Below are 13,306 nucleotides of genomic sequence, written 5' to 3'. Positions count from 1 at the left end.
ATCCCGATAATTGCTTCGACTTGCATTGAAGCCACAAAGACAGTGAGGTGAGCACGTTAGTCAGGCTCCCTCCCCCCTTGCGGGGGAGGGTCGGGGAGAGGGGTGGCCGCATCGGGACTGCCGACGTGGTCTTAGCCTCTCGCACAATTTCGGAATATTGGAAGAATAATGCTGACTTGCCCGACGTGTCAAGCGGCTTGTCGAACGCCGGGAACCGGCGGCTACTTTGCATGGGGTTGTTTTTCGGGTTTTGACGCGCGCCCCCCTGCGACGGCCCCACAAGGGGGGCAGAGCGTGCGCATCACCAGTTCAGCTCACAGCAGCAGATCGATCAGATGCGGCAGCAGCGGGATATCCGCCGGCGGCATCGGGTAGTCGCGCAGCTTGCTCGCGCGCACCCAGGCCAGCTGCTGGCCCTCACGGGCCACTACCATGCCCTCCCAGCGGCGGCAGATGTAGAGCGGCATCAGCAGATGAAAGGTCTCGTAGGCGTGGCTCGCAAAGGTCAGCGGCGCGAGGCATGGCTCGCTCACGGTGATGCCGATCTCCTCGTGCAGCTCGCGGATCAGCGTCTGTTCCGGCCGCTCGCCGGGTTCGATCTTGCCGCCGGGGAATTCCCACAGCCCCGCCAGCGCCTTGCCTTCGGGGCGCTGCGCCAGCAGCACGCGCTTGTCGGCGTCGACCAGCGCGCAGGCGGCGACCAGGGTCAGCTTGATGTCGGCCATGCAGCGTGGATGCCCCTATGCTTGAAATCCGCAAGCTTCCATTAACCAGCTACGCGCTCAGCGCCAAACGTTTTGTCGCAATGCGGCTTTCAGCGGCCGCAATAAGCTTGCCTTAATTCGCCGGAGGCAGGGTGAGGCTCCCGCGTCCTTTCCTGCCGACAGAACCCATGCGCACCTTGACCCGGACCATCAGCCGTTTCCGCCGCGATCGCTCGGGCAACATCGCGATCATCTTCGGCCTCGTCGCGCTGCCGGCCCTCGTCGCTGTCGGATGCGCGGTCGACTATACCCGCGCCAACCAGATCCGCACCAAGCTGATCTCCGCTGCCGACGCCGCCAGCGTCGGTTCGATCGCCAAGGCCTCGCCGGGCTTCATCGCCGCCGGCGCCATGACCTCGGACGGCCCGGTCGCGGCGGGCAACGACGACGCGACCAAGATCTTCAACGGCAACATCTTCAACCAGACCGGCTTCACGCTCAACAGCGTGACGCCGGCCGTGACCAAGAGCGGCGGCACCCTGACCGCCAAGGTGCAGTTCTCCGCCGACGTTCCCACCATGTTTCTCGGCGTGATCGGCAGCAGCAAGATCACCGTGACGGGCACCTCGACGTCGACGGCGACGATGCCGCTCTACATCGATTTCTATCTGCTGCTCGACAATTCGCCGTCGATGGGCGTCGCGGCGACGCCGGCCGACGTGACCACCATGGTCAACAACACGTCGGACAAATGCGCCTTCGCCTGTCACGACTACAACGATGCCAACAACTACTACAATCTGGCCAAGAAGCTCGGCGTCACGACGCGGATCGACGTGCTGCGCAGCGCGACCCAGCAGCTGATGGATACCGCCGCGAGCACCGCGACCTATTCCAACCAGTACCGGATGGCGATCTATGATTTCGGCGCCTCGTCGGCGACGATCGGCTTGCGCGCGCTGTTCACGCTGTCGACCAGCCTGTCGAGCGCCAAGACCGCGGCCGGCAACATCGACCTGATGGGCGTCTACGGCAACAACGATTCCTATACCGCCGACAAGGACACCCAGTTCTCGACGGTGCTGCCCGCGATCAGCAATGCGATCAGCGCGCCGGGCCCCGGCACCTCGTCGTCGCCGCAAAAATACCTGTTCTTCGTCTCCGACGGCGTGGCTGACGAACCCAATGCGGCCTGCCTGAAGCCGATCACCGGCAGCAATCGTTGCCAGTCGCCGATCGATCCTGCACTGTGCACGGCGATCAAGAACCGCGGCATCAAGATCGCGGTGCTCTACACCACCTACCTGCAGCTGCCGACCAACGCCTGGTACATGAGCTGGATCGACCCGTTCAATCAGGGTCCGTTCGGTCCGTCGCCGAACAGCCAGATCGCGCAGAACATGCAGGCCTGCGCCTCGCCAGGATTCTATTTCGAGGTCAGCCCGACCCAGGGCATCGCGGATGCGATGACCGCGCTGTTCAAGAAGGCCGTCGCCGACGCCCGGATCAGCAGTTAAAGGGCTGAAGCTCCCGCACCGTCACCTGAGGAGGCCGCTACGCGGCCCCCGCCATGACAGCAAATCCTACGACCGGTAGTCGCCGTTGATCGCGACGTATTCCTTGGTGAGGTCGCAGGTCAGCACGCGGTCGCGGCCCTTGCCGAGGCCGAGCGCGACCTTGATCTGGATCTTCGGCGCCTTCATCGCCTCCGACACTTCCTTCTCGTCGTAGGAGGGATCGCGCGCGCCGCTCTTGGCGACGCGGATGCCGTTGAAGGAGATCGACAGCTTGTCGCGGTTGGCGGGCTCGCCGGCCTTGCCGACCGCCATCACCACGCGGCCCCAATTGGCGTCCTCGCCGGCAATCGCGGTCTTCACCAGCGGCGAATTGGCGATCGACATCGCGATTCTGCGCGCCGACGGCTTTGTCGTGGCGCCCTCGACCACGACCTCGACCAGCTTGCGGGCGCCTTCGCCGTCGCGCGCCACCTGCTCGGAGAGGTCGGCGAGGATCTGCTGGAACGCTTTTGCAAATGCCTTCAGGCGCGGGTCGCTGGCGCGGCCGATCTTCGGCGCGCCCTGCGCGGCCGCAGCGCCGGTGGCGAACGCCAGCAGCGTGTCGGAGGTCGAGGTGTCGCCGTCGATGGTCAGCGCATTGAAGGTGTCCTCGACGCCGGCCTTGAGCAGCGCTTGCAGCACCGAGGCCGAGACCGGCGCGTCGGTGAAGATGAACGACAGCATGGTCGCCATGTCGGGCATGATCATGCCGGCGCCCTTGGCCATGCCGTTGATCGTCACCTTGGCCTTGCCGAGCTTCACGGTCGCGGTCGCGACCTTCGGGAAGGTGTCGGTGGTCATGATCGCCTTGGCCGCATCCATCCAGTGGTCGGGCGCGGCGGCATCGGTGAGCTGCGCCAGCACGCCGTCGAATTTGGTGGCGTCGAGCGGCTCGCCGATCACGCCGGTGGAGGCGAGGAACACCTCATTGGTCGAGCAGCCGGCCGCCTTCGAGGCGATCTGTGCAGTCAGCGCGGTCGACGCCTTGCCGGTCTTGCCGGTGAAGGCGTTGGCGTTGCCGGAATTGACCACCAGCGCACGGGCGTTGCCGCCCTTCAGCTTAGCGCGGCACCATTCGACTGGCGCCGACGGGCATTTCGACTTGGTGAACACGCCGGCCACCGCGGTGCCCTTGTCCATCAGCGCCAGCAGCACGTCGGTGCGGTTCTTGTAGCGGATGCCGGCGGCCGCGGTCGCAAGCCGCACACCCGCGATCGCGGGCATCTCGGGGACGTCGGTCGGGGCGAGGGGGGAGACGGCGGTGGACATCGGGAGGTTTCCGGCTACGAGGAGGGAAGCGCTCCATATCATCTCGCTTGGTTAAGTGGGAGAGGGTGCGCACGCGAATGCGGCGTCATGAATTGGTCAAGGAGCCCGCAGCCCTTCGCCTCTCCCCGCTTGCGGGGAGAGGCCGGATCGCATGCAGCGAAGCGAAATGCGATCCAGGTGAGGGGGAGTCTCCGCGAGTCCGTCTTTCACCGCTGCCGCGGAGATAGCCCCTCACCCCAACCCTCTCCCCGCAAGAGCGGGCGAGGGAGCTGCATCCGGGCTACGCATCCCCCAAAAAGCAAATGGCCGGGACATGCCCGGCCATCGCAACGTCTGATAACGGCGGCGCTTACTTCTTCGCCGGCGCCATCTTGCTGTCGGCCGGCTTCGGCGCGTCCTTGGCGGCGTCGGCCGCGGCGGGCTTGTCCATGCGCTCGACCTTGGCGGCCTCGCGCAGCTTGGCGACGTAGTCGGCCTGCGCCTTGCGGGTGACGTAGGTCTCGATCTGGGCCTTCACCTGCTCGAAGTCCGGCGCCTTGCGGCTGCGCTTCTCCTCGACCTTGATGATGTGCCAGCCGAACTGCGACTTGACCGGATCGGAGATCTTGCCCGGCTCGAGCGCGAAGGCGACCGCGGAGAATTCCGGCACCATCTGCTCCTTGGTGAAGAAGCCGAGGTCGCCGCCGTCGGCGGCACCGGGATCCTTCGACTTCTTCTTGGCGAGCTCGGCGAAGTCGGCGCCCTTGTCGAGCTCGGCCTTGACCGCCTTGGCCTCGTCCTCGGTCTCGACCAGGATGTGGCGGGCGCGCACCTCCTGCTCGCCGGTGATCTGCTTGGCGGCCTCGTCATAGACCTTCTTCATCGCCTCGTCGGTGGTCGCGGCCTTGCCCTCGCTGGCGAGCAGGCTGTCCATCAACAGGCGGTTGCGGGTGAAGGCGAGGCGCTTCTTGAACTCGTCGGAGTTCTCGACCTTCTTGTCCTCGGCGGCCTTGGAGACGATCTTCATGTCGATCAGGAACGACAGCACGTTGTCCTTCTTGGTCGAGGGGTCCATCTGCGCCAGACTCGGGCCCAGCTCTTCCTCGGCCAGCGCGACGTCGCTGGCGTGAATCTCGGAACCATTCACCTTCGCGAGCACCGGATCGGATTCCGCGGCGCGAACCGGCAGGCCGGCGGCCAGCACTGCGACAAGACAGCCCGTCGCGGCCAGGGTGGCGAGGCCGAGGCGCAGGCCGGTTTTGGTATCCGAAGGCGAGGTGGTCATGGAAAATCCTTAGGTCCAAGAGGGGGAAGCTTGAGCGGGGCGGACACTCGCCCAATCACGCGGCCATGACAACGCGAAAGTGTTGTCAAAATGATGAATTCCTTGACATCTTGGCCAAGTTGACAACCCCCCGACCGGGCCATATCTCTGCGCAATCGTGTCAACGGCGAGAGCGCTTATTTTGCTGCGTTTTTGGCCTTTGAACCCAGGATGGCCTGTCTCCCACTCAATTGGCGGAAGAGCCCCGGGCCGGGGGCTTGAAACGCAGTGCGTCACGGTGAGTTGATAGGCGACCCGGTGGACCATTCCAGGCTGTAACCGAACACTGAACCAAGACCGAAACTCGAGACCGAAGAACAGGAATTCCGCATGATCGGCGCGCTCGCCCGCAAGTTTTTCGGCTCCGCCAATGACCGCCGGGTCAAGGGGTATCAGTCCCGCGTCAACGCCATCAACGCGCTGGAGCCCGAACTGGTCAAACTGACCGACGAGCAGCTCAGGGCCCGCACCGCGGAATTCAGGGAGCAGCTCGCCAACGGCAAGACGCTGGACGACATCCTGGTCCCGGCCTTCGCCACGGTGCGCGAGGCCGCCAAGCGCACGCTCGGCCAGCGCCATTTCGACGTCCAGCTGATCGGCGGCATGGTGCTGCACGAGGGCGACATCGCCGAGATGAAGACCGGCGAAGGCAAGACGCTGGTCGCGACCCTTGCGGTCTATCTCAACGCGCTCGCCGGCCGCGGCGTCCACGTCGTCACCGTCAACGACTACCTCGCCCGCCGCGACTCCGGCTGGATGGGTCAGATCTACTCGTTCCTCGGCCTCTCCACCGGCGTCATCGTGCACGGCCTCGACGACGCCGAGCGCAAAGCGGCCTATGGCTGCGACATCACCTACGGCACCAACAACGAATACGGCTTCGACTATCTGCGCGACAACATGAAGTACCGCCTGGAGGACATGGTCCAGCGCGGGCACTACTACGCGATCGTCGACGAAGTGGACTCCATTCTCATCGATGAAGCGCGCACGCCGCTGATCATCTCCGGCCCGCTCGACGACCGCTCGGACTTCTACAACACCATCGACACCTTCATGCCGAAGCTGACCAAGAAGGACGACTTCGAGGTCGACGAGAAGCAGCGCACGGTGACGCTGACCGAAGGCGGCATGGAGAAGCTGGAGACGCTGCTGCGCGATGCCGGCCAGCTCAAGGGCGACTCGCTGTACGACGTCGAGAACGTCTCGGTGGTGCATCACGTCAACCAGGCGCTGCGCGCGCACACGCTGTTCACCCGCGACAAGGATTACATCGTCCGCGACGGCGAGGTTGTGATCATCGACGAGTTCACCGGCCGCATGATGCCCGGCCGCCGCTACTCGGAAGGCCTGCACCAGGCGCTGGAGGCCAAGGAGCACCAGCCGGTGCAGCCGGAGAACCAGACGCTGGCCTCGATCACCTTCCAGAACTATTTCCGGATGTACGAGAAGCTCGCGGGCATGACCGGCACCGCCGCGACCGAAGCCGACGAACTGTTCGACATCTACAAGCTCGAGGTGGTGGAGATCCCGACCAACCTGCCGGTGGCGCGCCTCGACGAGGATGACGAGGTCTACCGCACGCAAGGCGAGAAATACGCCGCGATCCTTGCCGAGATCGAGCGCGCCAACAAGCGGCTGCAGCCGGTCCTGGTCGGCACCGCCTCGATCGAGAAGTCGGAAGTGCTGGCCGAGTACCTGAAGAAGCACGGCTACAAGCAGATCGATTTCGGCTCAGAGTCCGGCATGGAGAAGCTCTATGCGGCAGCGCGCGCGGGCAAGCCGGCAAAGCTGTTCGCGGTGCTGAACGCGCGCTTCCACGAGCAGGAAGCCTATATCGTCGCGGAAGCCGGCGTGCCCGGCGCGATCACGATCGCGACCAACATGGCCGGCCGCGGTACCGACATCAAGCTCGGCGGCTCGCTCGACATGCGGATCCAGCAGGAGACCGCCGGCATTACTGACGAGGCCGAGAAGGCCAAGAAGATCGAGCAGATCAAGGCCGACATCGAGCGCTTCCGCGAGCTGGTGCTGAAGGCCGAGGAAGATCTCGAGGTCGAGCCCGCCAAGGGTTCGAAGCCGGCCAAGACCGTGAAGAAGCCCGGCGGCCTCTACATCATCGGCTCCGAGCGCCACGAATCCCGCCGCATCGACAACCAGCTGCGCGGCCGCTCCGGCCGTCAGGGCGACCCCGGCCGCTCAAAATTCTTCCTGTCGCTGGAAGACGACCTGATGCGCATCTTCGGCTCCGACCGGCTCGACAGCATGCTGCAGCGGCTCGGCCTGCAGGAAGGCGAGGCCATCATCCATCCCTGGATCAACAAGGCGCTCGAGAAGGCGCAGCAGAAGGTCGAGGCGCGCAACTTCGACATCCGCAAGAACCTGCTCAAGTTCGACAACGTCCAGAACGACCAGCGCAAGGTGATCTTCGACCAGCGCGTCGACCTGATGAAGGACGACAGCGTCGCCGAGACCGTCACCGACATGCGCCACGCCTTCGTCGAGGACGTGATCGCAAAATACATCCCCGAGCACGCCTATGCCGAGCAGTGGGACACCGCCGGGCTGAAGGACGAACTGAAGCGCGTGCTCGATGTCGAGCTGCCGGTCGACGAATGGGCCAAGGAAGAGGGCATCGCCGACGAGGAGCTGCTGGCGCGGGTCGAGAAGCATGTCGACGAGCGCATGGCGGCCAAGGTCGCGCAATGGGGCCCCGACGTGATGCGCTACGTCGAGAAGACCATTCTGCTGCAGACGCTGGACCATCTGTGGCGCGAGCATCTGATCATGCTCGACCACCTGCGCCAGGTGATCGGCCTGCGCGGCTACGGCCAGCGCGATCCGTTGCAGGAGTACAAGACCGAGGCCTTCAACCTGTTCCAGGAGATGAGCGCGCATCTGCGCGAGGCCGTCACCGCGCAGCTGATGCGGGTCGAGATCGTGCCGCCGGACGAGCCGCCGCAGCCGCTGCCGCCGATGGAGGTGCACAAGCTCGATCCCCACACCGGCGAGGACGAGATGGCGTTCGCCAGCGCGAATTTCGCCCAGGCCAATTACGCCGAGGCCTCGCTGGCGCCGAAATCCCCCGCGGCGGCCGCCGCCGACCGCGATCCGAACAACCCGGCAAGCTGGGGCAAGGTCGGCCGCAACGAGGACTGCCCGTGCGGCTCGGGCAAGAAGTACAAGCACTGCCACGGCAAGTATGCGTAAGCCGTAGCGATCGTAGGGTGGGTTAGCGAAGCGTAACCCACCAACTTGTTGTGCAAGACCTCGGCGGGTTACGCCTTTGGCTAACCCACCCGGCGGGCCGCATCTCACCCCGCATACGCCTTGTCGAGATCGGCGATGATGAGCTTCTGCATCTTCAGCATCGCCTGCATCACGCGGTCGGCTTTGGCGCGATCGGGGTCGCTCAGATAGCGGCCGAGCGCGGTCGGGATCACCTGCCAGGACAGGCCGAATTTGTCCTTGAGCCAGCCGCAGCGCGATTCCTGGCCGCCGTCGGCGGTCAGCTTATCCCAGAAGTAGTCCACCTGCTGCTGGGTCTCGACGCTGAGGAAGAACGACACCGCCTCGTTGAACTTGTATTGCGGGCCGCCATTGAGCGCGTGGAAGCGCTGGCCCGCGAGCTCGAAGGTCGCCATGAAGTCGCTGACGGTCTCGATCTCAGCGTCGGGAAACACCGACTTGTAGAAGGCAACGGCCTCGCGGACGTTGTTGTCGAGCCAGAGGAACGGGGTGATCGAAGTCATGGCGGGATGGCCTCCTCGGAGATGGGGCGGATGAACCTTCGCGCGGTGGAACACGAAGGCTGCGCCGCAGGCGCACCCTGAGGACGGATGGAACAGCCCTGGCCCGACATATCCCTGCCGCGGTTTTTTCCGCTGGTGCGATGCCGGGCGCGCCCGGGCAGGCCGGGCGTCAGTTGGCGCTGCCGATCAGGCTTTCCAAGAGGCGCTTCAGCTCATTGGTCGATTTGTCGCCATAGCTCTCGACGATGTGCTCCTCCTGGCTCACCGCCAGCGAGTTCAGCCGCCGCGACAGCGCCTTGCCGCGGTCGGAGACGTACATCAGGACCTTGCGGCGGTCCTTCGGGTCCTGCACGCGATAGACCAGCGTGTCCGAGACCATGCGGTCGATCATCTTGGTCAAGGTCGGATGGTTGAGCAGCACGGCATCGGCGAGCTCGCCCATCGAGTGGCCGTTGCCGTCGGACAGCACCTTTAGGATGCGCCACTGCTCGACCGGCACGCCCTCCTTGCTGAGGCGCATTTCCAACTGCCGGTTGATCTCCCGGTTGGCTTGCGCGAGCAGGTAGGCGAGGTGTTCGGTGATCGGGGAGTTTTCTTTCGGCGGTTTGGCCACGGTGTGCGCTTCGTATTGGTCCAAATGAGCGAATGACTGGCAATCTCTGCTGCATCTATATGCACGCCAATCCTTGAATATTCAATATTCTCAAAATAGGATCATTGCCCAACAAAAGGGCGGATGCCGCGGCCGCCCGCCGAATGTGCCTCTTTTGGGCCTGGTGCCAGACAGGGAGTTGGCGTGCGCTCGACGGTAAGTTTTCCGGCCCGCGGCGAGCCTGTGCTGCCGCCGTCACTGTTGCGCAATCTGTCGTGGCCGGCAGCCGACCGCACATGGTCACCCGACGATCACGCCTTCGCCAGGCGGCGTGGCGCCAATAGCAAGCTCCGGATCGGCGGCTTCATCTGCTGCAGCGGATCGCCGGGCGTCTGGGGCCCCTGCGCCACCAACAGCGCCGAGCTTGCGGTTGCTGAGATCAACCGGCGCGGCGGCATCCTCGGACGCGAGATCGAGCTGTCGATCTACGACGCCGGCGGGCCACCCGAGGAGGTGGTGCAGCGCGCCGAGCAGGCGATGGCCTGCGACGACCTCGACCTCGTCATCGGATTGCACACCAGCGCGGTCCGGCTGGCGCTGCGCAAGGTGATCACCCGCAATCGCATCCCCTACATCTATACCTCGGTCTATGAGGGCGGCGAGCAGACCCCGGGCGTGGTCGCGATCGGCGAGACGCCGCGCTGGCAGAGCCGGCCCTCGATCCACTGGCTGGCCGACGTCAGGAAGGCGTCGCGCTGGTACCTGATCGGCAGCGACTATGTCTGGCCGTGGCAGTCGCATCGCGCAGTGAAGCGCTACATCGCGGAGACCGGCGGGCAGGTGGTCGGTGAGGAATTCGTCCCGCTCGGCGAGGACGAGCACGAGCCGCATCTGGCGCGCATCCGTGCGGCCAAGCCCGATGTGGTGCTGATCTCGCTGATCGGTACCGACAGCATTACCTTCAACCGGGCGTTCGGCGAGTGCGGGCTCGCCGCGACCACGCTGCGGCTCGGCGGTGCGATGGACGAGACCGTGCTGCTCGGCATCGGCGCCGACAATTCCGAGAACCTGTTCTGTGCTTCCGGCTATTTCCCCGGCATCGGCTCGCAGGCCAACGACGATTTTCAGATCCGCTATCGCGCGATGTTCGGCCCGAACGCGCCACCGGTCGGCTCGCTCGGCCAGTCGAGCTACGAGGGGCTGCGGCTGCTCGAGGCCGCGGCCAACAAGGCCGGCACGCTGGCGATGGAGCCCTTGATCGCGGCCGCGCGCAACGTGGTCTACACCGGGGCGCGCGGCCCGGTCACCGTGCGCGACGGCCGCGCCCGGATGTCGATGTATCTCGCCGAAGCCGACGGTCTCGATTTCCGGCTGATCAAGCCGATCTGACGTTTCTTACCTCTCCCGCTTGCGGGGGAGGTCGCATTGCATCGAAGATGCAATGTGGCGGGGGCTCTCTCCACAGTGAGGTTCTCGCTTGCGGAGCCACCCCACCCCGACCCTCCCCCGCAAGCGGGAGAGGGAGCGCAGCTTCGGCTCGGTGAGACGGGCTGACCTGATCTCGCCGTGTCGAAGCCGCGCATACGCTGTCGTTCGAAATAATACTTGAAAAGGAAAATATTTCCGTTTTCAATACCGCATCACGCCGACGGCCCGCGATGCAAGAACGGGCGGCGGCGCTGCGCCCAGGGACAACAAAAATCCAGGAGAGCCCCGTGACCGTCTCCCTTCCCACCCCATCGCAATTGCGTGCCGTCGCCGAACAGTGCGGCCTGTCGCTGACCGAAGAGGATGTCGCCTCGTTCCGCGGCCTGATGCAGGGCTCGATCGAGGCCTACAACCTCGTCGCCCAGATGCCGGATGAACTGCCCGAGGTGAAATATCCGCGCACGCCGGGCACCCGGCCGGCGCCGGAGGAGAACAAGCACAACGCCTGGTACCGCAAGGCGACGGTGAAGGGCGCAAGTTCCGGCAAGCTCAAGGGCAAGACGGTGGCGCTGAAGGACAACATCATGCTGGCCGGCGTGCCCATGACCAACGGCTCCTCGACGCTGGAAGGCTACATTCCCGACTTCGACGCCACCATCGTCACCCGCATGCTCGACGCCGGCGCCGAAATCGTCGGCAAGACTCACTGCGAGCACTTCTGCCTGTCCGGCGGCAGCCACACCGGCTCCTACGGCCCGGTGCACAATCCGCACAAGATGGGCTATTCGGCCGGCGGCTCGTCGTCGGGCTCCGGCGTCGTGGTCGCGCTCGGTGAGGTCGATATGGCGATCGGCGGCGACCAGGGCGGCTCGATCCGCATGCCGTCCTCGTTCTGCGGCACCTACGGCATGAAGCCGACTTGGGGCCTCGTGCCCTACACCGGCATCATGCCGATCGAGATCTATGTCGATCACACCGGCCCGATGACGGCGACGGTGGAAGACAACGCGCTGCTCTTGGAAGTGCTCGCCGGCGATGACGGCTACGATCCGCGCATCAAGGCGCCCAAGGTCGAGGACTACACCAAGGCGCTGGGCGCCGGCGTCAAGGGCATGAAGATCGGCATCGTCAAGGAGGGCTTTGAGCAGCCGACCGCCGAGGCCGCGGTGAACGAGAGCGTGCGCGAGGCCGCAAAGCGCTTCAAGGATCTCGGCGCCTCGATCGATACGGTGTCGATCCCGATGCATCTGGCCGGCGGCGCGATCTGGACCCCGATCGGCACCGAAGGCCTGACCCAGACCATGATGTTCGGGGACGGCTACGGCCTCAGCCGCGGCGACCTCTACTCGACCTCGCTGATGGATTTCCATCGCGGCTGGCGCCGCCAGGCGGACTCGCTGTCCGAGACCACAAAACTGTTCATGATGCTCGGCACCTACATCAACAACAACTTTGGTCCGCGCTTCTACGGCAAGGCGCTCAACATCTCCCGCCGCCTGACCGCGGCCTATGACAAGGCCTTCAAGGATTACGATCTCTTGCTGATGCCGACCACGCCGATGAAGGCGACAAAGCTGCCGGAGCCCAATGCCAGCCGCGAAGAGTATGTCGCCCGGGCGCTGGAGATGATCGGCAACACCGCGCCGTTCGACATCACCCATCACCCGGCGATGTCGCTGCCCTGCGGCATGGTCGACGGCCTGCCGGTCGGGCTGATGCTGGTCGGCCGGATGTTCGAGGAAAAGACCATCTACCGCGCCGCGCATGCCTTCGAGCAGGCCGGCGACTGGAAGAAGATGTGAGGCGCTCCTTGCCGTTGTTGTCAGCCGCAGGAATCGAACGCCATGGCCACTAGCTTCGCCGCGGCGTTCGAGATCGTGAGCTTTGGCGCGATCATCGTCTTGGTCGTGCTCGGGCTCGGCATCATCGCCAGCATGATGGGCATCTTCAACTTCGCGCAGGGTGAGTTCGTCCTGCTCGGTGCCTACGTCACCTATCTGGCGTCCGCCCACGGCGCGCCGATCTGGGCCGGCATGGTCGCCGCGCCGTTCGTGGTCGGCGCGCTCGGCTTCGTGCTGGAGGCGCTGATCATCCGCCGCTTCTACGCCGCGCCGATCGTCGCCATGCTCGGCACCTATGCGCTCGGCCTGATCATCCGCGAGAGCGTGCGCGGGCTGATCGGCGGCTTCTATCTCACGGTGCCGGAGCCGATCGGCGGCTCGATCGACCTCGGCTCGATTCACATCTCGGCCTGGCGCTTCACCATCATCGTGATCACGCTATTGGTGATGGCCGCCTGCTATCTCCTGCTGTCGCGCACCAGCTTTGGCTTGCGCGTGCGCGCCACGCTGGAGAACCCGGCGCTGGCGCGCGCCTCCGGGATCTCGACGCCGTTGATCTACGGCGCCACCTTTGCGTTCGGCGCGGCGCTGGCCGGGCTTGCCGGCGCGCTGATCGTGCCGGTGTTCAGCCTGTTCGCCGATCTCGGCATCCGCTTCCTGATCCAGGGCTTTGTCGCCGTGATGGTCGGCGGGGTCGGCTCCTTCATCGGGCCGGTCGCCGGCGCCGCTGTGATCGGCACGCTCAGCGCCGCGCTGCCATGGATCATGTCGCCGGTCGTCGCCGACGTGCTGGTGTTCGTACTCGCCATTGCCTTCATCAAATTCCGGCCGCAGGGCCTCATCGCTGGAAAAGGGGTTTAG

Annotated in this window: 10 protein-coding genes; 5 read left to right on the top strand and 5 right to left on the bottom strand. The window is 65.1% G+C overall.

The features are described from left to right. Positions 1-314: 314 nt before the first annotated feature. Positions 315-725, bottom strand: coding sequence for a (deoxy)nucleoside triphosphate pyrophosphohydrolase (locus tag XH93_RS41110; RefSeq protein WP_139864895.1), 411 nt, complete (start codon positions 723-725; stop codon positions 315-317). Between the two features lie 167 nt (positions 726-892). Between XH93_RS41110 and XH93_RS41105 the strand changes: the two genes are divergently transcribed. After that, positions 893-2,221, top strand: a complete 1,329-nt coding sequence (locus XH93_RS41105) for a TadE/TadG family type IV pilus assembly protein (protein ID WP_194471814.1) — start codon at positions 893-895, stop codon at positions 2,219-2,221. A 66-nt stretch (positions 2,222-2,287) separates the two neighbouring features. Here XH93_RS41105 and argJ read toward each other — a convergent pair whose 3' ends face one another. Both argJ and XH93_RS41095 read right to left on the bottom strand, forming a co-directional pair. Continuing rightward, positions 2,288-3,529 (bottom strand): bifunctional glutamate N-acetyltransferase/amino-acid acetyltransferase ArgJ, encoded by a 1,242-nt coding sequence (gene argJ, locus XH93_RS41100; RefSeq protein WP_194471813.1) that lies wholly within the window; start codon positions 3,527-3,529, stop codon positions 2,288-2,290. 349 nt (positions 3,530-3,878) lie between these two features. After that, positions 3,879-4,793: a peptidylprolyl isomerase gene (locus XH93_RS41095; protein ID WP_194471812.1), complete on the bottom strand. Its 915-nt coding sequence runs from the start codon at positions 4,791-4,793 to the stop codon at positions 3,879-3,881. 369 nt (positions 4,794-5,162) lie between these two features. Between XH93_RS41095 and secA the strand changes: the two genes are divergently transcribed. Next, entirely contained in the window at positions 5,163-8,042 is a 2,880-nt protein-coding gene (secA, locus tag XH93_RS41090; RefSeq protein WP_194471811.1) for a preprotein translocase subunit SecA, read from the top strand. Between the two features lie 104 nt (positions 8,043-8,146). Here the strand turns inward: secA and XH93_RS41085 are convergent, their stop codons facing one another. Both XH93_RS41085 and XH93_RS41080 read right to left on the bottom strand, forming a co-directional pair. Then, complete coding sequence (locus tag XH93_RS41085; protein ID WP_194471810.1) at positions 8,147-8,584, bottom strand: VOC family protein; 438 nt, start codon at positions 8,582-8,584, stop codon at positions 8,147-8,149. Between the two features lie 169 nt (positions 8,585-8,753). Further along, positions 8,754-9,197 (bottom strand): MarR family winged helix-turn-helix transcriptional regulator, encoded by a 444-nt coding sequence (locus XH93_RS41080; RefSeq protein WP_139481729.1) that lies wholly within the window; start codon positions 9,195-9,197, stop codon positions 8,754-8,756. 183 nt (positions 9,198-9,380) lie between these two features. Between XH93_RS41080 and XH93_RS41075 the strand changes: the two genes are divergently transcribed. From XH93_RS41075 to XH93_RS41065, 3 genes are all read left to right on the top strand, one after another. Next, complete coding sequence (locus tag XH93_RS41075; protein ID WP_139864901.1) at positions 9,381-10,565, top strand: substrate-binding domain-containing protein; 1,185 nt, start codon at positions 9,381-9,383, stop codon at positions 10,563-10,565. A 326-nt stretch (positions 10,566-10,891) separates the two neighbouring features. Continuing rightward, positions 10,892-12,406, top strand: a complete 1,515-nt coding sequence (locus tag XH93_RS41070; RefSeq protein WP_139864902.1) for an amidase — start codon at positions 10,892-10,894, stop codon at positions 12,404-12,406. Positions 12,407-12,448: 42 nt separating this feature from the next. Then, entirely contained in the window at positions 12,449-13,306 is an 858-nt protein-coding gene (locus XH93_RS41065) for a branched-chain amino acid ABC transporter permease (RefSeq protein ID WP_194471809.1), read from the top strand.

The sequence above is a fragment of the Bradyrhizobium sp. CCBAU 51753 genome (assembly GCF_015291565.1).
Classification (GTDB): Bacteria; Pseudomonadota; Alphaproteobacteria; order Rhizobiales; family Xanthobacteraceae; genus Bradyrhizobium; species Bradyrhizobium ivorense.
The sequence above is the reverse complement of the archived record's forward strand: the minus strand, read 5'-3'. Positions and strand labels throughout refer to the sequence as shown.